Source organism: Roseibium sp. RP-7 (genome assembly GCF_053005225.1).
On record NZ_JBRKQA010000001.1, the window covers coordinates 1,638,005 to 1,660,501 of the forward strand.

At 60.2% G+C, this 22,497-nt stretch carries 21 protein-coding genes; 13 read left to right on the forward strand and 8 right to left on the reverse strand.

Features of this window, described 5'->3' with window-relative positions:
* Positions 1-720 (reverse strand): helix-turn-helix transcriptional regulator, encoded by a 720-nt coding sequence (locus ACVDG9_RS07440; protein WP_447237647.1) that lies wholly within the window; start codon positions 718-720, stop codon positions 1-3.
* 72 nt (positions 721-792) lie between these two features.
* Here ACVDG9_RS07440 and ACVDG9_RS07445 point away from each other — a divergent pair, with 72 nt between their 5' ends.
* Positions 793-1,389, forward strand: coding sequence for a glutathione S-transferase family protein (locus ACVDG9_RS07445; RefSeq protein ID WP_055658632.1), 597 nt, complete (start codon positions 793-795; stop codon positions 1,387-1,389).
* Positions 1,390-1,577: 188 nt separating this feature from the next.
* On the opposite strand, the gene ACVDG9_RS07450 is transcribed toward ACVDG9_RS07445, so the two are convergent.
* Positions 1,578-2,111: a DUF1993 domain-containing protein gene (locus ACVDG9_RS07450; protein ID WP_296600881.1), complete on the reverse strand. Its 534-nt coding sequence runs from the start codon at positions 2,109-2,111 to the stop codon at positions 1,578-1,580.
* A 208-nt stretch (positions 2,112-2,319) separates the two neighbouring features.
* Positions 2,320-2,829 carry a PilZ domain-containing protein gene (locus tag ACVDG9_RS07455; RefSeq protein ID WP_022997882.1) on the reverse strand — a complete coding sequence of 170 codons (510 nt, stop codon included), beginning with the start codon at positions 2,827-2,829 and terminating at the stop codon, positions 2,320-2,322.
* A 305-nt stretch (positions 2,830-3,134) separates the two neighbouring features.
* Here ACVDG9_RS07455 and cysQ point away from each other — a divergent pair, with 305 nt between their 5' ends.
* The 4 genes from cysQ (at position 3,135) to ACVDG9_RS07475 (ending at position 8,301) form a co-directional block, all read left to right on the forward strand.
* Positions 3,135-3,977, forward strand: a complete 843-nt coding sequence (gene cysQ / locus ACVDG9_RS07460) for a 3'(2'),5'-bisphosphate nucleotidase CysQ (RefSeq protein ID WP_447237648.1) — start codon at positions 3,135-3,137, stop codon at positions 3,975-3,977.
* A gap of 81 nt (positions 3,978-4,058) precedes the next feature.
* The gene (gene cysD / locus ACVDG9_RS07465; RefSeq protein ID WP_022997880.1) at positions 4,059-4,988 is read left to right on the forward strand and encodes a sulfate adenylyltransferase subunit CysD; all 930 of its coding nucleotides are present in this window, start codon (positions 4,059-4,061) and stop codon (positions 4,986-4,988) included.
* Between the two features lies 1 nt (position 4,989).
* The gene (cysN, locus tag ACVDG9_RS07470) at positions 4,990-6,924 is read left to right on the forward strand and encodes a sulfate adenylyltransferase subunit CysN (RefSeq protein ID WP_447237649.1); all 1,935 of its coding nucleotides are present in this window, start codon (positions 4,990-4,992) and stop codon (positions 6,922-6,924) included.
* Between the two features lie 363 nt (positions 6,925-7,287).
* Positions 7,288-8,301: an NAD-dependent epimerase/dehydratase family protein gene (locus tag ACVDG9_RS07475; protein WP_152507172.1), complete on the forward strand. Its 1,014-nt coding sequence runs from the start codon at positions 7,288-7,290 to the stop codon at positions 8,299-8,301.
* Positions 8,302-8,343: 42 nt separating this feature from the next.
* On the opposite strand, the gene ACVDG9_RS07480 is transcribed toward ACVDG9_RS07475, so the two are convergent.
* Together ACVDG9_RS07480 and ACVDG9_RS07485 are read right to left on the reverse strand one after the other, a co-directional pair.
* Positions 8,344-8,829, reverse strand: a complete 486-nt coding sequence (locus ACVDG9_RS07480; RefSeq protein ID WP_022997877.1) for a YbaK/EbsC family protein — start codon at positions 8,827-8,829, stop codon at positions 8,344-8,346.
* Between the two features lie 571 nt (positions 8,830-9,400).
* Positions 9,401-10,561, reverse strand: coding sequence for an NAD(P)/FAD-dependent oxidoreductase (locus tag ACVDG9_RS07485; protein ID WP_296604095.1), 1,161 nt, complete (start codon positions 10,559-10,561; stop codon positions 9,401-9,403).
* A 104-nt stretch (positions 10,562-10,665) separates the two neighbouring features.
* Between ACVDG9_RS07485 and mnmC2 the strand changes: the two genes are divergently transcribed.
* Complete coding sequence (gene mnmC2 / locus ACVDG9_RS07490) at positions 10,666-11,391, forward strand: tRNA (5-methylaminomethyl-2-thiouridine)(34)-methyltransferase MnmC2 (RefSeq protein WP_447237650.1); 726 nt, start codon at positions 10,666-10,668, stop codon at positions 11,389-11,391.
* Between the two features lie 19 nt (positions 11,392-11,410).
* Here mnmC2 and ACVDG9_RS07495 read toward each other — a convergent pair whose 3' ends face one another.
* Positions 11,411-12,280 (reverse strand): LysR family transcriptional regulator, encoded by an 870-nt coding sequence (locus tag ACVDG9_RS07495; RefSeq protein ID WP_447237651.1) that lies wholly within the window; start codon positions 12,278-12,280, stop codon positions 11,411-11,413.
* Positions 12,281-12,444: 164 nt separating this feature from the next.
* Here ACVDG9_RS07495 and bla point away from each other — a divergent pair, with 164 nt between their 5' ends.
* Together bla and ACVDG9_RS07505 are read left to right on the forward strand one after the other, a co-directional pair.
* The gene (gene bla / locus ACVDG9_RS07500; RefSeq protein ID WP_055658648.1) at positions 12,445-13,341 is read left to right on the forward strand and encodes a class A beta-lactamase; all 897 of its coding nucleotides are present in this window, start codon (positions 12,445-12,447) and stop codon (positions 13,339-13,341) included.
* Positions 13,342-13,424: 83 nt separating this feature from the next.
* Entirely contained in the window at positions 13,425-13,778 is a 354-nt protein-coding gene (locus ACVDG9_RS07505) for a hypothetical protein (RefSeq protein WP_447237652.1), read from the forward strand.
* A gap of 438 nt (positions 13,779-14,216) precedes the next feature.
* On the opposite strand, the gene ACVDG9_RS07510 is transcribed toward ACVDG9_RS07505, so the two are convergent.
* Positions 14,217-15,170, reverse strand: a complete 954-nt coding sequence (locus ACVDG9_RS07510) for a 2-hydroxyacid dehydrogenase (protein WP_447237653.1) — start codon at positions 15,168-15,170, stop codon at positions 14,217-14,219.
* Between the two features lie 640 nt (positions 15,171-15,810).
* Here ACVDG9_RS07510 and ettA point away from each other — a divergent pair.
* The 5 genes from ettA (at position 15,811) to ACVDG9_RS07535 (ending at position 22,030) form a co-directional block, all read left to right on the forward strand.
* Positions 15,811-17,460 (forward strand): energy-dependent translational throttle protein EttA, encoded by a 1,650-nt coding sequence (gene ettA / locus ACVDG9_RS07515; protein WP_062489499.1) that lies wholly within the window; start codon positions 15,811-15,813, stop codon positions 17,458-17,460.
* A gap of 140 nt (positions 17,461-17,600) precedes the next feature.
* Positions 17,601-18,563, forward strand: a complete 963-nt coding sequence (locus ACVDG9_RS07520; protein ID WP_022997868.1) for an endonuclease/exonuclease/phosphatase family protein — start codon at positions 17,601-17,603, stop codon at positions 18,561-18,563.
* A 128-nt stretch (positions 18,564-18,691) separates the two neighbouring features.
* Positions 18,692-20,791 (forward strand): FUSC family protein, encoded by a 2,100-nt coding sequence (locus ACVDG9_RS07525; protein WP_447237654.1) that lies wholly within the window; start codon positions 18,692-18,694, stop codon positions 20,789-20,791.
* A gap of 135 nt (positions 20,792-20,926) precedes the next feature.
* Positions 20,927-21,544, forward strand: coding sequence for an MOSC domain-containing protein (locus tag ACVDG9_RS07530; RefSeq protein WP_447237655.1), 618 nt, complete (start codon positions 20,927-20,929; stop codon positions 21,542-21,544).
* A gap of 93 nt (positions 21,545-21,637) precedes the next feature.
* Positions 21,638-22,030 carry a RidA family protein gene (locus tag ACVDG9_RS07535; RefSeq protein WP_022997865.1) on the forward strand — a complete coding sequence of 131 codons (393 nt, stop codon included), beginning with the start codon at positions 21,638-21,640 and terminating at the stop codon, positions 22,028-22,030.
* Positions 22,031-22,099: 69 nt separating this feature from the next.
* Here ACVDG9_RS07535 and ACVDG9_RS07540 read toward each other — a convergent pair whose 3' ends face one another.
* The gene (locus ACVDG9_RS07540; protein WP_055659520.1) at positions 22,100-22,423 is read right to left on the reverse strand and encodes a DUF2293 domain-containing protein; all 324 of its coding nucleotides are present in this window, start codon (positions 22,421-22,423) and stop codon (positions 22,100-22,102) included.
* Positions 22,424-22,497 lie beyond the last annotated feature (74 nt).

Sequence of the window (22,497 nt, forward strand, 5' to 3'; positions counted from 1 at the left end):
TTACCCAACTTCACTGCGCTGAGGTGACCTGTTCCGGTCATACCCCCGTTGCTGGATGTAGTCGCGGAGCAGGCCCACCCGGTTGGGGCGGAAGCTTTCGGTGCCGGGCGCCAGGGAGGCGATCCGGCTGACGTGGAAGTGGCGATAGTCTTGCCGCAGGCGGCAATGGGCGAGCAGTAGCAGCGAGGTTTCGCTATAGGACAGGCCCATCGGCCAGATTTCCCTTGTGGTCGTCCGCTCCTGCAGGTCGCGGTAGGTGATGATCACGCTGAATTCCTCCCAGCAGGCCTCGCGCAACAGGTCGAGATCCACCGTCACCGGCGGGCGCTTGTCCGGCTGCCGCCAACTGCGCATCACCGTGTGCATGGCCTGGCGTGCCTGCCGGTCGGGCAGGGTGGCGATGATGCGGGCCATGGCGTTGCGGCCGGCCTTTTTCAGTGTCTCGTCGCCGATCTGGTCCAGCCCGCTTTGCGCCAGCATCAGCGCCTCGATTTCCAGCCGGGAGAAACTCTGCGGCGGCAGCACGGGATCTTCCGTCAGGGTGTAGCCGACGCCCGCGGCCCCGTCGATCAGGGCGCCGCCCGCACGCAAGGTGGCGATGTCGCGGTAGAGCTGGCGCAGGGAAACGCCTGTCTCTTCGGAAAGGCGCGCTGCGGTGACCGGTTGGGGAAGGCGCCTGAGGGTATCCATCAGACGCATCAGCCTGTCCATGCGGGCCATTTTTGCTCCTGCCGTAAATTGTCAGCAGGGGGAAGCTATACCTTTGGCATCACAAAGAAAAGGAGCTTTCCCATGTTGACGCTTTACCATTCTCCCAACAGCCGGTCTTCGGCGATCGTGACCCTGATCGAAGAGCTGGGCGCCGACGTCGAGGTGAAGGAAGTGACGGTTCGCCGGCAGGATGGCTCGGGCGGGCCGGATGCATCCAACCCGCATCCGGAAAAGAAGGTGCCCTACCTGGTCGATGGTACCGAGGGGATCCGCGAGCGCGGCGCGATCATGCTTTATCTTACCGACAAGTTTCCCGAAGCCGGGCTGGGGCCGATCGAAGGCCAGCCGGGGCGCGGGGAATATCTGTCCTGGCTGTTCTACTATCAGGGTGTGATGGAGCCGGTCATCATCCTGAAATTCGCCCAGTTTACGCATCCGGCCGTGGAGGCGAGCCTGCGCGATTTCGACACGATGGTCGCGCGGCTGGCGGAGACGCTGGAAAAGCAGCCTTACCTGCTGGGCGAAACCTATTCCGCCGTCGACCTGTTGTGCAGCGGCCCGTTCCTGTGGCTGCCGGACATGTTGCCGGACAACGAGGCGATCCGTGACTGGGTGAAGCGGTGCAGCGAACGCCCGGCCACCGTGCGGACGCTGGAGCGTGAACGCCAGGCAGCCTGAGAGGTTTTGAACCTCCGCTGACGATATGGCCTGCCGGGTTTTGCCCGGTGGGCCATATCTGTTTGCGCAGGTGTCTTGAAAACGGCTTTGAAACTGGATGAATTGCCTGCGCGGCTTTCCAGTTGGCGCCCCCCGTCCGTTTCTGCCGGTGAGGGGGAGGGTGAGGGTGAGGGCAAGGGCAAGGGCCGTCAGTCCGGCCTCGTCCGCAACTGGCCTTCATAGTCGCGCTTGCCGATGGGCACGCCGCGCGTGCGCAGGATGTCGTAGGCGGTGACGGCGTGGAAATGAAAGTTCGGCAGCAGGAAGGACAGGAGAAAGGTCTCCGATGTCAGGGGCATCGGCGCGGGGCTGATGTGAACCAGATCAAGGTCGAGAGGCCGGCCTGACCAGTCGTTTACCTCGGCAGGCTTATAGGCCTGCAAACGTGTCACTGTCTGCGCGATCCGGTCCTGCAGAGCCGCATATGGAGCTGGTCCGACAAGCGGCGGAGGGGTGAAGGCACCCGTTCTCATTGCTTCCAGGCCCCAGACGGAAAAATTGTCGACGCACTCGATCTGAAACCAGAACTGAGCCATGTCCGGATAAAGCCGCGCGGTCGCGAAGTCGTCCGGATCGGTGCCTGTCTGCTGGCTATGGGTTGCCGCTTTTTGAAGAAACCCGCTGACGGCGCGTGCCGCTTGCAGGAAGGTTGGCACGCTCATGTCGTAGAGGGTGGTCGCCACGGGCTGTTTCCTGGTCATGATCCTGGTTCGAAACACGCCTTGGCGTGATCTTCAAAGGGTACGACGCGGAGGCGGATCATATCCAGGAATTTTGAGCGCTGGCGTGGAAGCCGACATTCTGCCTTGGGCGGCGGGGTGCACTTGCTGGCTGTCTGTCGAGCACCGCGAAGAGAAAGGGTGTCTGACGTATTTTGCCGCGCGCAGCGTATCAGCGCCTCTTGCCGAAGGTCGGCTTGCCGGCGCCGGCACTTGCGTCCTGCCGGTTGCGACGCACGGAGGTGCGCTCGTCGGCATGCGGTTCGTCCTGGTGGCGGCGCTGGAAAAAGTTGTCCGGGCTGTCGCGGCGCTCGTCGAGTTCGCTTCTCAGCGCTTCTTCGGAGCTTTTCAGCACCTGCGCGCGCTGTGCGGCAACATGCCGTTTCTCGCCGATGAACTGGACGCCGCAGCGAAGGCCTTCCTCCCAGCGGCGTTCGCAGGTGACTTCATAGTCTTCCAGGTCGATATGAAGGTCGAATTCCTTGGGCAGCATGTAGGCCTGCTCGAATTCCAGCAAAGCGCCGCCTTCGGAGATGTTGCGCACCATGCAGGGAATGGATCTCAGTCCGTTTTGAAAGACCATCTTGCCTTTCTTGAACACGCGTGCCCGCCGCTCCCGCGGCATCTGTTCGCTGGCGCTCTCATCCGCGGGTGCGTGCGGAAATGGTTTGGCGTCCGACATGGGTTTCTCGCATTCTCATGGTGTCCAAGGGCACTTTAACCCCCATTTGGGGTAAGTTTAGGCGCAAAGCCCTTGCCAATCGGTGAATCCACGTATGGATCAGTCAGGTAAAGCCCGGCATAGGACCATGTTGGGAGCAACAAAAGCTCCCTTGCGACGGTCAGAGAAACCTGAGCTTTTTGTATTCAGGCTAAAACGTGGAACACCATTCCTTGAATTGATACACTGTACCTTTCTATTTACGGGACAGCCACGCGGGCGGACAGCGCGGGGGGCAATATTTCCCGGCGCGAATTGAGGCATCAATGACTGAAGACCAGATATCTTTCTTGAACCTGCTGGCCCTGAGGGCCGGAGAGGAAATCCTCAAAATCTACGCGGAACCTTTCGAGGTCGAGAACAAGGTCGACGGGTCTCCGGTGACCAAGGCCGACGCGGCAGCCGAGGAAATCATTCTCGCGGGCCTTGCGGAAAAGTTCCCCGACATTCCGGTGGTGGCCGAAGAAGCGGTCGAAGCCGGCAAGCTGCCTGCGGCAGGTGCGCGGTACTTCCTGGTCGACCCGCTCGACGGAACCAAGGAATTCCTGAAGAAGAACGGCGAGTTCACCGTCAACATCGCCCTGATCGAGGATGGCCGCCCGGTGTTCGGCGTGGTTTCCGCACCAGCCCTCGAAGAAATCTATTGGGGTGGGGAAATCCGGGAAAACGGCAAAACCGAAACCAGGGCCTTCAAGGGAACCATCGCGAACGGCGGCATCAGCGATGTTGCGCCTATCTCCGTTCGCACGCCACCGCTGGACGGCATCAGCGTGCTCGCCAGCCGCTCTCATCTTTCGGAAGAAACCTCTGCCCTGATTTCACGGCTGAGTGTCGCCGAGCAACTTAACGTCGGCTCGTCGCTGAAACTGTGTTGGGTGGCTGCCGGCCGGGCCGATTTCTATCCCCGTCTTGCGCCCACGATGCAATGGGACATTGCCGCCGGCGATGCTGTTGTGCGCGCCGCCGGCGGGGCGGTCGTTCTGGCTTCAACCGGCGAGGACTTTGTCTACCGGGTGCCGGAAAACGCCCGCAAGGACGACTTGCGGAACCCGTTTTTTCTGGCAGCCGGGTGCAGGAACCTCCTGCGGGATGTCGCGCCCGCTGCCTGACGATTTGCAAAATTGCGCGGGCGGTTGGCCCGTGCCGAACGATTGATACGGCCGGTTCGCCGGCCAAACGGAAAAGCGAACATGAACATGCAATCTCACGGGATCTCGCCCGAGCGCCTCAGCAATCTGAAGCGGCTGGAAGCAGAAAGCATCCACATCATCCGCGAAGTCGCGGCCGAATTCTCCAATCCGGTGATGCTCTATTCCATCGGCAAGGACTCCGGCGTCATGCTGCACCTGGCGATGAAGGCATTCTATCCGTCCAAGCCGCCGTTTCCGCTGCTGCATGTGGATACGACCTGGAAATTCCGGGACATGATCACCTTCCGTGACGAGACCGCCGCGCGTCTCGGCATGGACCTGATCGTCCATACCAACCCGGAAGGGCTTGAAAAGAATATCGGCCCGTTTTCCCACGGCTCCTCGGTTCATACGCACATCATGAAGACCGAGGCGCTGAAACAGGCGCTGAACAAATACGGCTTCGATGCCGCGTTCGGCGGCGCGCGCCGGGACGAGGAAAAGTCGCGCGCCAAGGAGCGCGTCTTCTCCTTCCGCAATTCCAATCACGGCTGGGACCCGAAGAACCAGCGGCCGGAACTGTGGAACCTCTACAATGCCCGTGTGGCAAAGGGCGAGAGCATCCGTGCGTTTCCGCTGTCCAACTGGACCGAGCTGGATATCTGGCAGTACATCCTGACGGAAGACATCCCGATGGTGCCGCTCTATTTTGCTGCAAAGCGCCCGGTCGTGAACCGCGACGGCATGCTGATCATGGTCGACGACGACCGCATGAAACTGCAGCCCGGCGAAGAGATCGAGGAAAAGATGGTCCGCTTCCGCACGCTCGGCTGCTACCCGCTGACCGGCGCCATTGAATCGGATGCCGATACGCTGCCCGCCATTGTCCGCGAAATGCTGATTGCCCGTACATCCGAACGCCAGGGCCGCCTCATCGACAAGGATGAAAGTGCGTCGATGGAGAAGAAGAAGCGGGAAGGATATTTCTAAGATGACGATCGAGAACATACAGGAAGCTGCAGAGACAGCCGTCACCGACTATATCCTGGCACAGGAAAGCAAGGACCAGCTCCGCTTCCTGACCTGCGGTTCCGTTGACGACGGCAAGTCGACCCTGATCGGCCGCCTGCTTTACGACACCAAGCTGATCTTCGAAGACCAGTTGGCCGCGCTGGAACGCGATTCCAGAAAGCATGGCACCGTGGGAGAGGACATCGATCTGGCGCTGCTGGTCGACGGTCTTGAGGCAGAGCGCGAGCAGGGCATCACCATCGACGTTGCCTACCGGTTCTTTGCGACCGAAAAGCGCAAGTTCATCGTTGCCGATACCCCGGGCCACGAACAATACACCCGCAACATGGCCACCGGCGCTTCCACCGCCGACCTTGCCGTGCTGCTGGTTGATGCCCGCAACGGCCTGATGGTCCAGACCCGTCGCCACGCGTTCATCGCGTCGCTGCTGGGCATCCGTCACGTCGTGCTGGCCATCAACAAGATCGACCTTGTCGGCTATTCCCAGGAACGATTTGAGGAAATCCGCAAGGAATTCGAGGTCTTTGCCAACGGTTTCGATTTCGAAACCCTGCAGGCAATTCCGATGTCGGCGCGCTATGGCGACAACGTCACCGGGCGCAGCGACAAGATGGACTGGTATTCCGGACCGACCCTTCTGGAGCACCTGGAGACGGTGCAGGTGGGCGAACATGTGCTGGAAGCCCCGTTCCGCTTCCCGGTGCAGTGGGTCAACCGGCCCAACCTCGATTTCCGAGGCTATTCCGGTACGGTCGCCAGCGGCCAGGTGTCGGTTGGCGACGAACTGGTGGTTGCCGGTCCGGCAAAGCAGTCCAGGGTGAAGTCGATCATCGGCGCAAGCGGCGAAGTCAGCTCCGCCCGGGCCGGAGAGGCAGTCACCATTTCGCTGGAAGATGAAATTGACATCTCCCGCGGCGATCTTCTGACCTCGACCGCACATCGCCCGGATGTTGCCGATCAGTTTGCCGCCCACGTCATCTGGATGTCGGACGAGCCGTTGCTGCCGGGCAGGCCCTATCTCCTGAAGATCGGCACTCGCACGGTGACGGCGACGGTCTCCGAGATCAAGCACAAGATCAACGTCAATACGTTCGAGCATGTGGCCGGCAAGACGCTGGCATTGAATGAAATCGCGTTCTGCAATTTCTCACTGTCCTCCGCGGTGCCGTTCGATCCCTATGAGGCCAACCACACGACCGGTTCCTTCATCCTGATCGACCGGATGAGCAACTCGACGGTTGGTGCGGGCATGGTCTGGTTCGCACTGCGCCGGGCAAGCAACATTCACTGGCAGGCCCTCGACGTCGACAAGAACGCCCGGTCTGAAAAACTCGGTCAGAAGCCGGCAGTCCTTTGGTTCACCGGCCTCTCCGGGTCCGGCAAGTCGACCATCGCGTCGATCGTCGAAAAGAAACTGCATGTCGACGGACGACACACCTATACGCTCGACGGCGACAACGTCCGCCACGGCCTCAACAAGGACCTGGGCTTTACCGATGCCGACCGGGTGGAAAACATCCGCCGTGTCGGCGAGGTGGCCAAGCTCTTTGCGGATGCGGGCATGATCACGCTGGTATCCTTCATCTCGCCGTTCCGCTCGGAGCGTCAGATGGCGCGCGATCTCCTGGAAGACGGTGAGTTCATCGAGGTCTTTGTCGATACGCCCATCGAGGAATGCCGCAAACGCGACCCGAAGGGCCTTTATGCCAAGGCCGACCGGGGCGAGATCAAGAACTTCACCGGTATCGACAGCCCCTATGAAGCGCCGGAAAATCCGGAACTTCATATTCGCAACGTCGGCCGGGAACCGGAAGAAGTTGCCGAGGAGATCGTCGAATATCTGCGCAAGCGCGGGTTCCTGAACAGCTTCTCCGCCGACGGCGGCGGCATCTGACAAGAGGCCGAAAGTGACCTTGCCAGGCTGATGACCTGCCCTGGCATGCGAAAGACAGCCATCCGCGTTGCAAGGACGCGGATGGCTTTTTCGTTTGTGGGACCGGTGCGACATCCCGGCCAGACGAGCTGGAATTTCGTTTGGGAACCGGTCGTTTTTCAGAAGCTCTGTGGGCGTGTCACGCCGCGGTAATCCATTTTGTACTAGGTGTTGTGGCGTCTGTAAGTGTCGCGGTTCCAGGTGGCCAAGATGGTTCGGGCAGACTTCGCCATTGCCCGAACCTTCGAAGCCTTTTAATAACTTGGCTGACCTACTTACGCGTTTTGTAAAATGAATTTTTGATCGAAAGGCTTTGGGCAAATCATGAAAACCGTTCTGGTGACCGGCTCTGCGGGGTTTATCGGCTTTTACCTGTGTACCCGACTGCTGAAGGACGGCTTTCGGGTGATCGGCCTCGATGCCATGACGGATTACTATGATGTCCGCCTGAAGGAACGCCGGCAGCAGATGCTGATGCAGAACGAGCATTTCAAGCCGGTGAACGACCGCGTTGAGGCGCCGGACCTGCTGATGTCCCTGTTCCGTACCGAGCGGCCGGATTTTGTCATTCATCTGGCAGCGCAGGCCGGTGTCCGCTACTCCATCGAAGCGCCGCGCTCCTACCTGGAAAGCAATATCTGCGGAACGTTCGAGCTGCTCGAGGCAGCCAGAGCCTTCCCGCCGGAACACATGCTGCTTGCTTCCACGTCATCCGCCTATGGCGCCAACACCGAAATGCCCTATGCGGAGACCGACAAGGCCGACCACCAGATGTCGTTCTACGCGGCGACCAAGAAGGCAACAGAGTCGATGGCGCATTCCTATGCCCATCTCTACGACCTTCCGGTGACGATGTTCCGCTTCTTCACCGTCTACGGTCCCTGGGGACGGCCCGACATGGCTCTCTTCAAGTTCACCAAGGCAATCCTCGAAGGCAAGCCGATCGACGTCTATAACTACGGCGATATGAAACGGGACTTCACCTATGTGGAAGATCTCGTCGAAGGCATCCGGCTGCTGATGGACGCAGTGCCTGTTCGCCCGGCTGAGGGAGAAGGGGTGAAGGAAGGCGACAGCCTTTCGCCGGTTGCTCCCTGGCGAGTGGTCAACATCGGCAACTCGACCTGCGTTCAGCTGACCGAGTTCATCGAAGCTATTGAAGCAGCTACGGGCCGGACCGCCGAACGCAATCTCATGCCGATCCAGGCCGGCGATGTTCCGGCGACATGGGCCAATGCGGATCTGCTGCAAAGCCTCACGGGGTACCGCCCGAAGACCACAGTGCAGGAAGGCGTTGCCAGGTTCGTCGAATGGTACCGGGACTATTACCGGGCGTAACGCCTGGCAGACACCGGGCGAATGTCTGGCTTCATGTGGCTCTTATGCCTGCTGCGACGCATCCTGCGGCGGCTGGCAGACATCCACCCATTCCGCACCGGTGATTTCCGCCATGCGCTCCGGCGGTATCCTGACAGCGGCATTGGTCGCGCCGGCGGCGGGAATGACCACGTCATATTCCTTCAGCGAGACATCACAGTAGACAGGCAACGGCTGGGCAAGGCCGAAAGGGCATACGCCGCCGACGGGGTGTCCCGTCAGCGTTTCCACTTCATCAAGGCCCAGCATCTTCACCTTGCCACCAAAGGTTGCTTTCGCCTTCTTGTTGTCCATGCGGGCATCGCCGCGGGCAACCACCAGAAAGATCTTGTCCTTGAGCTGAAACGACAGCGTCTTGGCAATCTGACCGGGCTCGACCCCATGTGCCTTGGCGGCAAGGTCAACCGTGGCACTGCTGTCTTCCGTCACGATGACTTCAAGTTCGGGGGCGGCACTGGCAAGGTGGTTGCGAACGCTTTCAAGGCTCATGCTGCAGGGCTTCCTTCAGGTCGGATCAAACAAGACCGGCAGGGAGGGACGCGCAAGAGCTGCGCGGGCCGGGCCATAATTTGTGCATATCAACAATTTCATTGTGCTGTAAATTAAGAAAAGATTCATGTTAATCTTAAACGGGTTTTAACCATTTACGACGTAAACGGTACTGTGTGTGGCCGATGGAAATGGGTTCCAGATGGCCATTGGTTAAGTCGTTCAAGGATTGCCGAAATGGCGAGAGCAGCTACAGCCGGAACCGAAGTTGAATCCTCTGGGGTGGAGAGGAGGAAGCAGGCTGACTATGCAGCTCATCAGGGTGGGTCTATGAATTTGCCATTTTTGGTGGCGAAAAATCTCCTGTTCTGGGGGACGATTTCGCTCAGCCTTTACGGTCTTTACGCGGTGGTTGCTGCCATCTAGGCAGCAGGTGCGTAAACCGATTGTGATTGAACGAACCGCGTCAAGTTCGCGGTCCTGTCACATCACCTGCAATCGCATATACAACTCTTCATTGCATGCGCGCCATCGGCTTCTGCAGTCGGCGCATGCGTAACCGTGAGTTCCTTTAGCGATCTGCGTCCAGTCTGCCGCTGCCGAAGTGGTGTGCCGGGCGGAATGTCTCTGGGAGAGGAACAACAGGTTCTCTGCCAGTCATCTCCGCCACCAGTGCATCCGCTATCAGATGTGCAATGCCGAAGGATATCTTGAAGCCGCCTGTTGCCGCGAAGGCGGTGTCAAAGCCAGGCAGTTTTCCAGCCAGCGGGTCTCGCCTGTGATTGCGGGGCCGGATACCGGCCCAGTCGGAAAGAACCTCTCGGCCCTTCAATTGCGGACAAAAGGCGGTTGCGCGTTCCAGCAGTTCGGCTGAACGGGCTGGAGAGGGGGCAGCGTCTTCGAATTCCCGGTCGGATGTGCTGCCAATGGCGACGGTACCGTCGTCATGCGGCACGACGTAAAGCCCGTCGCAATAGATCGCTGGCCTGTCTTCCAGTCCCTTGCCCTCCAGCACAAGGGCCTGGCCTTTCTCTCCACGTCCGATGCGCTCGCCGGTCAGCGTCTCGATCAGGTCGAAAGCCGCAAATCCTCCTGAAACGACGAATTGCCGTGTCTTGACGGGGGCATGTCCGTCGGCGAGCAGGACGGTCTGTGTTGCATCCTCGTAACCGACCGTTTCAACGCCTTCCCGCAGGCTGCCGTTCTGGCGGACGAAGCTGGCAAGGCATGCCAGATAAGCCCTCGGGGAGATCCGCGCGGCAAGGGTTTCATAGACTATGCCGAAGGGAGCGGCTTTCGCGTCCAGCCAGTCAGACCGGCTTCCGGCAGGTTCAACCACATAGGAAAAACCGGTTTCCTGAGGTTGCCAGCGCAGCTTGCTTTCTTCCGCCCGCTCCAGATGGTGCTCCAGCTTGTCGGTTGTCGTCAGCGGCAGGATGCGTCCGCAGCGGTGATAGCCGCAGGAAAGCCCTGTCTGGCTTTCCAGTTGGCGGATGCGGTCTTCCAGACACAGCAGGGCCTGGAACTGGAATTCCTTCTTGGGGTTCCAGCGTGCCGGCATATGCGGCATCAACGCCCCCAGCACACCTCCACTGGACCCGGCGCCAACGTGGCTTTTCTCAAGAACGACCACCTTCAGCCCGGCCTCGATCGCTGCCCGGGCAACAGCGAGGCCGAAAATACCGGCTCCGGCAATGGCAACATCGAATGTTTCGGCGTCGGTTGCTGCCATGGGGCGGGGTCCTTTGAGATTGATTGATCCTGCCGGCTCTCTTATGAGAACGCGTTGCAAATGGCAAAGGCTGATGGGTGCGACCCGAAGGAAACCTGAAGATCATGTCGATCAAGGCACCGGATCTGGAATGGCTGCAGGGCGATGTGCCCCGGGCTGAAGGCTTCAACGACACGTATTTTTCCAAGGCTGGGGGGCTTGCGGAAACGCGTCATGTGTTTCTGCAAGGAAACGGTTTGCCTGGCCGGTTCGATGGCTGCGAGCGTTTTACCATTGCAGAGTTCGGCTTCGGGACAGGCCTCAATTTCCTCACCACCCTTGCGGCATGGCAGGAAAGGACCAATCGGCCGGACCTGACCTTCCTGACCTTCGAACTGTTCCCGATGACGGGAGAGCAACTGGCTCGGGCCCTCGCGGCCTTTCCCGAACTGGCCCCGCTGGCAGAAGAGCTGCTGCAGGCCTGGTCGCCTGAGCCGGGTTGGAACAGCCTGAAAATTGCCGGAGCCAACCTCCAGATCGGCATTGGCGATGCGCGTGAGCTGATCGGTGAGCTGAACGCCGGAATGGCAGGTGAGGGCGAGGGAGAAGAACCGGCAATTGCCCCCATCGATGCCTGGTTTCTCGACGGTTTCAGTCCGGCACGCAATCCGGAGCTTTGGGACGCGGACCTTCTGAAGGTAGCGGCTGACCTGACGGCCCATGGCGGAACATTGGCAACTTACACGGCTGCCGGCTGGGTTCGCCGCAATCTTCAGGCTGCCGGGTTCGAGATTGAAAAGGCTGAAGGCTTTGCCGGGAAACGCGAAATGGTGAAAGGGCGAAAGCCTTGAGGTGGGCGATTGCCTCCTTTTACTCGGCAACTGTCTCCAGCATCCACAAGCGGAACTTCTGCATGGCGCTGGTCGCCTCTCGCGACTTCAGCCAGGTCAGCCAGTAGCTTCCCGTCAGGACACTGGTCTGGAAAGGCTGCACGATCGCGCCCGACGCGAGGGGGCGGCTGAACATCGCTGTCGGCACCAGTGCGACGCCTGCGCCCTGCGTGACGGCTTCAACCATCGCAAGAGAACTGTCGAACATCCAGCCACGCGCCCGTGGTGGCGGCAGTTTCGCTGCCTGGAACCACATGGCCCATTCATCCAACCTGTAGGATCTCAGCAGGGGCTCGTGCACAAGGTCTTCCGGCTTGGTTAGCCGGGCAGCGGTTCCAGGTGAACAGATAGGCGACAGCGGGGCGTCCATCAGCTTGACCGCGTTGGTGGCATGCCAGGCCCCGTCGCCGAAGCGCAGGAAACAGTCGAGACCATCTGCAAGAATGTCCGCGCGGTTGTTGTTGGTTTTCAGCCGCAGATCGATCTGCGGATGGGCCCTGGCAAAGCCGGAAAGGCGCGGCAACAGCCAGCCGGTCGCGAAAGTGGCGACGGCGCCGACTGTCAGCACCTCCCGGTAGTTGCCATCTTCAAACCGGCTGAGCGCATCGCTCATCCGCCGGAAGGCATCGCTCAGTACAGGTAGCAGCGCCAGTCCTTCATCCGTCAGGGCAACGCCGCGCGGAAGGCGCTCGAACAGCGACACCTGCAACACGTCCTCCAGCGCCTTCACCTGGTGGCTGACGGCAGTCTGCGATACTCGCAGTTCCAGGCCGGCGCGTGTAAAGCTGCAGAGCCTTGCAGAGGCTTCAAAGGCTCTCAAGGCATTGAGCGGAAGTTTCGAGACGTCCATCCGGATCCAACTTAGGCCAAGTTTTACTCATGTCTAACCTCAGTATTGATCATTTGCGTTATATCTGAGGCAGCGGCACTGTCGCGGTGTCCCGAAGACGAATGGTGCGGGGGGCGACACACCACACCGGTTCGGGCTGTTTGTATTCATCATTGGAGTTGAAGATGAAACTCTGGACACGCCGTAACGCGTTGACGCTTTCCCTTGCCCTTTTTGCCGGGTTTCCGGCGATTTCCGGATTGGCACACGCCGCCGGGTTCGATCCCGCACCACTTGAGAAAACCGTCACCGGTGCCGAGAGCCGACTGTCTGCCCGGATCGGGGTTGCGGTGCTGGATACGGAAACCGGCAAGACCTGGACCCACCGCGCCGACGAGCGTTTTCCGCTCAACAGCACCTTCAAGGCCTTTCTGTGTGCGGCCCTTCTGGAAAAGGGCGAGCAGGGTGAGGTTCAGCCGGAACGCCGCGTGAAGATCCGCTCGCAAGACCTCGTCTCCTATTCGCCGGTTACCGAGAAAAAGGTCGGCTCCGGAGGAATGACCTATTTGGAACTGTGTGAAGCGGCCGTTGCGATCAGCGACAATGCTGCCGCCAATCTCGTGCTGGAAGCTGTCGGTGGACCGGCAGGACTGACGGATTACCTTCGGGGTATTGGCGACACCATCACCCGGCTGGACCGGACGGAGCCGGGTCTCAATGAAGGCCGCCCGGGCGATGCCCGCGACACCACCACCCCGGCAGCGGCAGTTGCCACGTTGCAGAAACTGGTTCTGGGCAATGCCCTTTCGTCCACCGCCAGGGCCCAGCTGACAGGCTGGCTGCTGGACAACAAGGTGGGTAACGCGACCCTGCGTGCCGGGCTGCCGGAAGAATGGCCGGTCGCCGACAAGACCGGGGCTGGGGCCAATGGCTCGCGCAACAACATTGGCGTGATCTGGCCCGACGACAGGGAGCCCGTCGTGATCGCTGTCTACATCACGCAGACCGACGCTTCCTTTGACGACCGCAACAAGGCGATTGCCGATATCGCAGCCGCACTAGCCGAAAGTCTCCACGACTGAGTGTTCTTGTCCGGGCGGATACCTTCATTCGCCCGGGCGCCTCTGCCTCTGGAAATGTCCTGCCGCTTCCGACGGAGTCAGCCTTGTCCGTTCCAAGATCCTTGTTTGCCCTGCCGTTGGCGCTTGTCGCGGTAGCAGCGGTTTTTTCCCAGGCATCTGCCGAGGAAACACGCGAACAAAAGCGCGCCAGAAGATGCGCCTACTATCAGGAGATCGTCCGCGTGGCGTTCGAAAATGTCAGTCGTTCACAAATGCGGCCCGGTTTCGTTGCCGAACATGATGCCTTTATCGAAGGGGGTTGTTTCGCGGCGAAAGCCGTTTGCCCGAAAACACCCGTCGAATTCGCCTTTGCCGACATTCTGACGATGATGACCGTCAGCGCAAACATGGGCAGCACCTTTACACCGTTCAGGTGCCCGGCCGGTGGAGCGGAATGAGAAGGTTCGGCTTGAGGCCTTCCCCAAGCATGTGAGATGTCGGTGCGGACCGGCCCGGAAGGGGCCGGCCCAGGGTGCTGGCGGAGGTTACGTCGCCAGCCACCTTCTGCGACCTGGGATGTCATCTTCTGCCGTTGCGAGGCACCCCGAGCAAACGGGCCACTTCCGCAGGCAAACTGGACCCGCTGACGGATCCGGGCGAACAGCCGGTGTTGAGTAGGCTTCTGAACGCATTCGTCTTTTGGTTCACCAGCCGCCCCAGTCGGCATCCCGGCGTGGTTTATGTGGTCTGATGGATCCACGCCTATCGGGTAAGCGCATCACAAGCAGAAAGGATGCGCTTGATCCATAAACCTAAGGCACAAGTCGGGCGTGTCAAATACTGAGCCGGGAAAAGAAACGGGTCGGGCTGCCTGCAGCCCTGGCACGCCCTCAATCTCAGCGCATTTCCGGCACTGGTGTTATGGCCGCGCCAGTTTCGAACCAGCTTTTCAGGTTGTCGACCACGAGCTGACCCATGGCATTGCGGGTCGCCTGCGAGGCGGAACCGACATGCGGCAGTACGGTGACCCTTGGCAGTTTCAGAAGGGCTTCGGGCACATGCGGCTCGTTCTCGAAGACGTCGAGGCCGGCACCATAGATCGTGCCGTTTTCAAGCGCCGCGATCAGCGCTTCCTCGTCGATGACGGTTCCCCGGCCGATATTGATCACGATGCCATCTGGCCCGAGTGCTTCCAGCACCTCCGCATTGACGGCATGTCTGGTTTCCGCGCCACCAGGCGCCACCACCATCAGCGTGTCGCAGGCAGCAGCCAGCGCCTTCGGCGTCGCGTGATAGGGGTAGGAGATGTCGTCCTGCTTGTGGCGGCCGTGGTAATGGATTGTCATGCCGAAGGCTTCGGCACGCTTGGCAATCGCCTTGCCGATGCGCCCCAGACCAAAGATGCCGAGCGTGCGCCCCTGCATGGTCGCCCCGGTCAGCTTGTAGGGCCCTTTGCTTTCCCAATTGCCCTGGCGAAGCCACTGTTCGGCCTGGCCGAATTCGCGGATGGTCATGATCATCAGCCCGACCGCCGTATCGGCAACTTCTTCCGTCAGCACATCGGGCGTATGGGTCACCATCACCTTCGCCGCCAGGCAATCGTCCGTGTTGACGTGGTCATAGCCGACACCAAAGCTGGAAACGATTTCCGCGTTCGGGATTTTGGCAAGCAACTCGGCGTTGACCGGCCCGAATGCCATCGCAACCCCGCGGATTTTCTCGCCGATTTCCGCCAGCAGCGCTTCCGGATTGTCGGCCTCGTAGAGCCGGTGCACGGTAAAGGCGGCATCAAGCTGCTCCTGAACGATCGGCAGCATCGGGCGGGGCATCAGAATATCGATGGAGGTCATGGCAGGTCCGGTGGGGTGATGAAGAAAGGTGAGGTGACCTTAAGGTCTTCGGGTGGGGTAGAAAAGAGCCGAATGGGCAGAGTTGGTACGCAAATTTCGTCACCCTCGAAACGCTTTCGGCTCACTTCATCAGTGAAACGGCGTATTCCGCCGTCATTCCGGACAAGTGAGACAAGTGTCGAGCGCCGATCCGGAATCCAGAGATATTTCGCGCCATGCGCGGCAAATTGAGTGTTCGCTTTGCTCACGCTGACACGCTGGGTTCCGGATCGGCGTGCAGCCTAGCTGCACTTGTCCGGAATGACAGGGTGGGCAGGTTCTTGGGCGTAATTTCAATTCTGAATATAGCGGTCAGCGTTTAACGCGAGTGAGGCGGCGTGCTTTCTGGAAACTTTGGTAATCGGAGTCGGTCCGTAAACTGTCCAATGAAAAGGACACTTATCCCAAAGCGAAGGTGGCTGGAAGTTGGCCAAGGAAGAGGTCTAATTGCGATTGCACAGGTAATGCCTGATTGCGAGACGAACTCTCCAGGCGTTCTCAGGCAAATCCCCCCATTGCCCCCGGGCGCCATTTCCCCTAAAAGACGCCGCAGAATTCCTGAGAATCCCATCAGATTTTGAAAGCGGAGAAGCGGAGCCCCATGGCGCGCCAGTTCATCTATCACATGCATGGCCTGTCCAAGGCCTATAACGACAAGAAGGTTCTCGACAACATCCATCTCTCGTTCTACCCGGACGCCAAGATCGGTATCCTGGGCCCGAACGGTGCGGGTAAGTCGACCCTTCTGAAGATCATGGCCGGTATCGACAAGGAATATACCGGTGAGGCCTGGGCGGCCGAGGGTGCGAAGGTCGGCTATCTGCCGCAGGAACCGCAGCTCGACAACACCAAGACCGTGATGGAAAACGTCATGGAAGGTGTTGCCCACAAGCAGGCGAAAATCGACCGCTACAACGAGTTGATGATGGACTACTCGGACGAAACCGCCGAGGAAGCCGCACAGCTTCAGGACGAGATTGACGCGCAGGATCTGTGGAACCTGGAAAGCCAGGTGGAAATGGCGATGGAAGCCCTGCGCTGCCCGCCATCAGATGCAGCCGTCGACAATCTCTCCGGTGGTGAGCGCCGCCGCGTCGCGCTCTGCAAGCTGCTGCTGTCCGAGCCGGACCTGCTGCTGCTGGATGAGCCGACCAACCACCTGGACGCTGAAACCGTTCACTGGCTGGAGCGTCACCTGCGTGAGTTCAAGGGCTCCGTCCTGATCATCACCCACGACCGCTACTTCCTCGACAATGTCACGGGCTGGATTCTGGAGCTCGACCGCGGTCAGGGCATCCCTTACGAAGGCAACTACTCGGTCTATCTGGAAAAGAAGACCAAGCGCATGGAGCAGGAAGGCCGCGAGAACATGGCCCGCTCCAAGGCGATTGCCCGTGAGCGCGAGTGGATGGGCATGAGCCCGAAAGGCCGTCAGACCAAGTCGAAAGCCCGTATCCGGGCCTTTGAAGACCTCTTGACCGCCCAGGAAGAGCGTCAGCCGTCCATCGAACAGATCCTCATCCCGGTGGGCGAGCGTCTCGGTGCCAACGTCATCGAAGTCGATGGTGTTTCCAAGGGCTTTGAAGACCGTCTCCTGATCGACGACCTGTCGTTCAAGCTGCCGCGCGGTGGCATCGTCGGCGTGATCGGCCCGAACGGCGCCGGCAAGACGACCTTGTTCAAGATGCTCACCGGTCAGGAAACACCGGACAAGGGCAAGGTCGTCGTGGGCGACAGTGTGCACCTTGGCTACGTTGACCAGTCGCGCGATGCGCTCAACCCGAACAACACGGTCTGGGAAGAAATTTCCGGCGGCGCCGAGGTCATCTACCTCGACGACAAGGAAATCAACTCTCGCGCCTATTGCTCGTCCTTCAACTTCAAGGGTGCTGCCCAGCAGGCCAAGGTCGGCGACCTTTCCGGCGGTCAGCGCAACCGCGTGCATCTGGCCAAGGTCCTGAAGAAGGGCGCCAACGTTCTGCTGCTCGATGAGCCGACCAACGACCTCGACACCGAGACGCTGGCAGCCCTGGAAGACGCGCTGGAAAACTACGCCGGCTGCGCCGTTATCATCAGCCATGATCGTATGTTCCTCGACCGTCTGGCCACACACATGCTCGCCTTTGAAGGCGATAGCCATGTGGAATGGTTCGAAGGCAACTTCGAAGACTACGAAAAGGACAAGGTCCGCCGCCTTGGTGCACATGCCGCCGACCCGCGCCGGATCAAGTACAAGCCGCTTACGCGCTAAGCGAACGGCCTGGAAGCTGAAATGGGGGGCGTGCCCCCTGTTTCCCGAATGTGCCGGCCCCGGAAACGGGCCGGCATCTTTTTTGCCCGGCGGTATAAACCGGCCACCGGCAATTTTTGTCCTTGCGAGCGGCACAAGGCATGTTCCACAGAACTCTCGTCTGTCTGTTTGCGGCCTTCGCCATCGCCGTTCTCGCCTCGTTTCTGGCGGCAGTCGGCTGGCCCGTCGATCTGCTGGCTCATTTTCAGACCCAATATGTTCTTGCCGGACTGCTGTTTGCTGCAGGGTTCGTCTTCTTCCGGAACTGGAACATGGCGGCACTGGCTATCTGCCTGTCGGTGGTCGCTCTAATGCGCATGGGCATCTTCGACAACGGACGCTTCGCCCCAACCGCCAATGCGGCAGAACCGGCGATCAGCGTCGTCACCGCAAATCTCTTCGGCAGCGCCGCAGCGCTCGGCAATCTGGTTGAGGAAAACAGCGCCCGCGGCTTCGATCTCATGATCCTCACGGAGCTGCCGGTACCTGCCGACCAAGGGCTGCTCGACCGGTTTGAAGGCATGCTGCATGTGGCCGGAACGCCCGATCAGGCGCTTGGTGGACGTCCCGCCGCAGTTATCCTCTCGCGCACTGCGCCGCACAGCGTTGAACTGATCCCTGTAGGCGGGAACCCATACGCGATTACAAAAGCGATTTACTGCGGTATGCAGGCGGAGCCCTGTGTGAGTGTCCTTGCAGTTCACACACTGCCGCCTTTCAGGCGTGACTTCTATCTGCACCAGGCGGACATCCTTCAGAAGCTTGCATCCGAAGTGTCGAGGACGCCGGGACCTGTTCTTGTTGCCGGCGACATGAACGCCGCCTCCTGGGCGCCGCTGCTGAAACGGTTTCAGGAAACGGCAGGGGTGCGCAAGGCAGTCTGCGGCAGCCGTTGGACCCCGACTTGGCTTGCCCCTGTTCCGGGCATCGGTCTCGAACTCGACCATTTTTTCGTCAGGAGCGGGCTTGCGGTCAAAAACTGCGAACTCGGACACTTCAACGGTTCCGATCACTGGCCGGTCTTTGCCGAATTTACTGTTGTCGACGGCAAGTCGTCCGACTGATCTTCGGCGGCAAGCCTGCGTCCACCCGGTCAAAGCGCCATGGACACGAGACAATGCAGTCCGCATAAAAGATTTCTATTCAGAACGTCGGGGTTTTTGCCCTGAAGAGCCGGGTTCAAGTCAGACAGATGCTGCAAGCCGCTTCGGACATTAAGACAAGTCTCCTGCGCACGGACCCCGGCGGCCTGCGGCTGATGCGCGGCGTTCATCTGATGCTGACCGTGCTCGGAGCGGTCTTCCTGGCAAATGTCGTGGCAAGCTTCGTGCCCGGTCAGTCGGCCTTCAAACTGGCCGTTCTGGCAGCCGCTAGTGGCGGGCACTGCCTGATGTTCACGCCGGTCTCCACCAGAAAGGCCGAGGTCCTCGGTATCCTGAAGCTTGGCGTTCTGCTGACGACCCTGTTTGCTCTCGGGGCTGTTGTCGCCGAGTTGTCGGGGAAAAGCGCCTCAACCGTTCTGCAAGGGCTCTGGATCGCCGCGATCATGCTCGGCTTTGCCATGCAGGGGCTTGGTCCCTTCTGGCAACGCGCTGGGCGCAGCATGGCGATTTGCTGGCTTTTCGTGGTCCTCGGCAACGTCGGAGGATCGCCCGGCCTCTGGCTTCCGGTCATGGCAGTGCTTGGAATGGTGACAGCGCTCGTGGTTCGCACAGGGCCCTGGCGGCCTTCAACATACCGAACCTACCTGCGGGTCGAAGCTGCAAATCGTCAGGCGATGGCAACCTATCTGAGGCAGCTGTCAGGCCGGGCGACCGGTTCGTCCGGCGATGCGGCAGTTCGGATCAGGGATCTGGCGAAGCTGCGCATGGAACTTCAGGTCTGTGCCGATCTGCTCAGACCGGAAGGTGAGTTGCAGGGCATGTCGCCGGAAGCGGCTATCATGGTGGAACTTGCCCTGGAAGTGGTGGGCGATGCGCGCGACCAGCTGTCCCGGGACGCACGCACCCGACTGGCGCAAGATGACGGCTTTCGCCGTGCGGTCGACCGGCTTGTCCATCGCCTTGAAACCGGTGAGGGCGTTCCGGAAGAGAGCGATGTCGGGGAAGGCAAAACCGGCGCAAGCGCACCTGCCGCGAGCTGGCTGCAGGCCGATGCGGCAGTAACGGCACATGACCGGTTTCAGGAATTGCGCATTGCCCAGGCTTTCAAGCGTCTGTGGCTGCTGGCGGCAAAAGACCAGCCGGTTCGCCTGAGCCTCGGTACGGATGACGACAGCCGCGAGGGCGGCTGGTTGCGGAAGCTTTCCTGGCGCCTGTCACTTCAGGCAGGTGTCGCAGCCGGGATCGGCTTTTCCCTGGGGCTCGCGTTCGATCTCAATCACGCCTATTGGGTCACGCTCACCATCATCATCGTGCTGTCGAACAGCCTCGGGGCGACACTGCTCCGAACCGCACAGCGGATCGGCGGGACGGCGGGCGGCGTTGTTCTGGCCATGCTGGTCGACCCGGCCCTGGCGGAGTTTCCGTCCGTCAGGCTGGTACTGGTTGTCATTGCCATACCCGGGGTCATCGTTTTCCTCGACCGCAATTACGCCATCGCCTCCGGTATCATCAGTTTCCTGGTGGTCATGGGGCTTCAGACGCTTGAAGGTCTGCCCATCGATGAACTCTGGTCGCGTCTCTACGACACGATGATTGGCGCAGGCGTGGGGCTTGCCGCGGCATGGCTGCTGTTTCCCAACCGCACCGGCGCAAGCTTCAAGGGTCTGGCGTCCGATTACCTCAACGCCTGCCGAAATTGCCTGCGGGCGGAAGGCGGCAAGGCGGATACGGACCTTCAGGATCTCGCCCGGCTTCGAACGGCAGCGAGCACGCTGATCGCCACCGCCAGGTCCTATCGGATCGAGCAAGCTCCATGGTCGTCGTTCACACGCTCCGCCAGTGACCTCAACGTGCTGGTGATCGTGCTGGCCCAATACGTGGTGCTTTACCGCGAAGCCCGTTCCGACGTCACGCGGGAAACGGTGGAAGCTCAGGCCAGGTCGGGGATAGAGGCGCTTGTCGCTCGCATGGACAAGCGTCTGGAAGATGAGTTCTCGGCTGTCCTGGATGGACGTCCGAGGCAGACCATCCCGGGCCTGGAGGATGACTGGATGACAGCCATGCCCGAGGGCGCAACAGGCAATCTTGCGCTGGAAACCGGTTGGGTCGCGATGCTCTACCACGCGCGGAAAATCGTCCGATGCCTGGACGGCTTGCGCAAGGAGAAATTCCTCTCCGGCCCAACCTGAAAAGAGCCGTATCCGGTTCAATTCTCGAGCGCAGCGGATCGATCTTCCGCGCTTATGAAAACATCAATGAGTTTTGTTGGTCAGGAAGGCGCCAGCGCCCTAGCATCGCCTCTCGACTGCGACAGGAGACCCCGCATGACAGACCAGCTCCAGCTTCTTGCCGATGACTTTCGAATTACGCCTGCATTCAGGACAAGTGGCAAGGTGGAGGGCGTTTTCAGGACAGTCTCTGCGGAAGACTTCAGGACCACTGCAACGGATGCTTTGGAGATGACGTTCGAAGGCATTTCGGGAGACCGGCATGGCGGATACACCCGGAGGTCCGGTGGCCGCGAACCCTGGTATCCGCGTGGTACGGAAATGTGCAATGAGCGCCAGATATCCATCCTGTCCGCCGAGGAACTTTCGTTGATTGCCACTCGCATGGAGATTGCCGAACTGAAAGCCGAATGGATCGGTGGCAACATTACCTTGTCCGGCATTCCCAACCTTTCGATGGTGCCACCGCGCACCCGGCTGGTGTTCGAGGGCGGTCTGGTTATTCGTGTGGACGGTGACAACAAACCCTGCCGTTTCGCAGGCGAGGCGATTGCCGAAGCCAATCCCGGCCGGGAAGGACTGGACCTGTTGTTCCCGCAAAAGGCAAAGCGCCTGCGAGGACTTGTTGGCTATGTCGAAATCCCGGGGAAGGTTGCGGCGGGCGAGGCGGTCACCGCTCATGTTCCCGAACAGTGGATCTACGAGCGCATCTGATTTTAAGGCTCGCAGCGATGGAAACCTGTTTCCCGAGGTGCCTGATATTCTCTAGTCTGGATGCTCTGTCATAACCTTCCAACAGGAGCCTCCATGCTGCCGATCCACCACATGATCGACCAGGCGCCACAGCCGGTCGCGCCATTCTCCCATGCCGTCGAAATTGACGGCTGGGTGTTTGTAACCGGCCAGATGCCGACACTGCCGGACGATCCGGACGCCCCGCTACCGGAAGGCATAGAGGCGCAGACTGTGCGGGTGATGGAAAACCTGAAGCTCGTTCTGGGCGGCCTCGGGCTCGGCCTTGAAAACACGACTTTCATTCGTGTCTATCTGACTGAATTCAAGCGCGATTATCAGGCTATGAACGACACCTACCGGTCATTTTTCGAACCCGGAAAATTGCCGGGTCGTACCTGTATTGGCGTGTCGGGCCTTGCCGTCGATGCACTGGTCGAGATCGATCTGATCGCCCGGCGGCCGTAACGGCCGGCTACCCGCAAATCCCATCCGGGGTTGTGTGTGACGGGCACGGATCCGTTTTAAGCACCGGTGTCAGTCCTCGGTTGGCGAGGTATCGTCAGCTTCCAGGCGTTTCGCACATCCCCAGGAGCTCAGAACGTCATTCATTTCGTCCAGTACGAAGAACCGGGCAGCGTCACGGTCATAACCTTCGTCCAGCAACGTATCGTAGTCGGTCAGGGCGTGCCGGACATGACTGGTGGTGGCCTGCCAGAGGGCAATGCCGGGCGGCAGATGGCGCAGGTGTCCGGCTAGGGCAACTTCGAGAATGGCTTCCGCATCTGAAAAGGGAACGCGCGGCAGCAGGACCCGCAAGGCTTTGCGCATGTCTTTTTGCCGCTTGGTGCCGCCGGTCATGAACAGGTTCCGGTTTTTCGTGGTTGAGACCGGAGAGGTAAACAAATCCCGGACGGATTAGAAGAGGTCTGGTG

Bases quoted from the DNA above. Each gene is read 5' to 3' on its own strand.
- ACVDG9_RS07530 (WP_447237655.1), top strand. From the start codon at position 20,927: ATGACAGACCAGCTCCAGCTTCTTGCCGATGACTTTCGAATTACGCCT.
- bla (WP_055658648.1), top strand. From the start codon at position 12,445: ATGAAACTCTGGACACGCCGTAACGCGTTGACGCTTTCCCTTGCCCTT.
- ACVDG9_RS07440 (WP_447237647.1), bottom strand. From the start codon at position 720: ATGGCCCGCATGGACAGGCTGATGCGTCTGATGGATACCCTCAGGCGC.
- ACVDG9_RS07445 (WP_055658632.1), top strand. From the start codon at position 793: ATGTTGACGCTTTACCATTCTCCCAACAGCCGGTCTTCGGCGATCGTG.
- cysD (WP_022997880.1), top strand. From the start codon at position 4,059: ATGAACATGCAATCTCACGGGATCTCGCCCGAGCGCCTCAGCAATCTG.
- mnmC2 (WP_447237650.1), top strand. From the start codon at position 10,666: ATGTCGATCAAGGCACCGGATCTGGAATGGCTGCAGGGCGATGTGCCC.
- cysN (WP_447237649.1), top strand. From the start codon at position 4,990: ATGACGATCGAGAACATACAGGAAGCTGCAGAGACAGCCGTCACCGAC.
- ACVDG9_RS07535 (WP_022997865.1), top strand. From the start codon at position 21,638: ATGCTGCCGATCCACCACATGATCGACCAGGCGCCACAGCCGGTCGCG.
- ACVDG9_RS07455 (WP_022997882.1), bottom strand. From the start codon at position 2,829: ATGTCGGACGCCAAACCATTTCCGCACGCACCCGCGGATGAGAGCGCC.
- ACVDG9_RS07475 (WP_152507172.1), top strand. From the start codon at position 7,288: ATGAAAACCGTTCTGGTGACCGGCTCTGCGGGGTTTATCGGCTTTTAC.
- ACVDG9_RS07480 (WP_022997877.1), bottom strand. From the start codon at position 8,829: ATGAGCCTTGAAAGCGTTCGCAACCACCTTGCCAGTGCCGCCCCCGAA.
- ACVDG9_RS07495 (WP_447237651.1), bottom strand. From the start codon at position 12,280: ATGGACGTCTCGAAACTTCCGCTCAATGCCTTGAGAGCCTTTGAAGCC.
- ACVDG9_RS07520 (WP_022997868.1), top strand. From the start codon at position 17,601: ATGTTCCACAGAACTCTCGTCTGTCTGTTTGCGGCCTTCGCCATCGCC.
- cysQ (WP_447237648.1), top strand. From the start codon at position 3,135: ATGACTGAAGACCAGATATCTTTCTTGAACCTGCTGGCCCTGAGGGCC.
- ACVDG9_RS07540 (WP_055659520.1), bottom strand. From the start codon at position 22,423: ATGACCGGCGGCACCAAGCGGCAAAAAGACATGCGCAAAGCCTTGCGG.
- ACVDG9_RS07525 (WP_447237654.1), top strand. From the start codon at position 18,692: ATGCTGCAAGCCGCTTCGGACATTAAGACAAGTCTCCTGCGCACGGAC.
- ettA (WP_062489499.1), top strand. From the start codon at position 15,811: ATGGCGCGCCAGTTCATCTATCACATGCATGGCCTGTCCAAGGCCTAT.
- ACVDG9_RS07485 (WP_296604095.1), bottom strand. From the start codon at position 10,561: ATGGCAGCAACCGACGCCGAAACATTCGATGTTGCCATTGCCGGAGCC.
- ACVDG9_RS07510 (WP_447237653.1), bottom strand. From the start codon at position 15,170: ATGACCTCCATCGATATTCTGATGCCCCGCCCGATGCTGCCGATCGTT.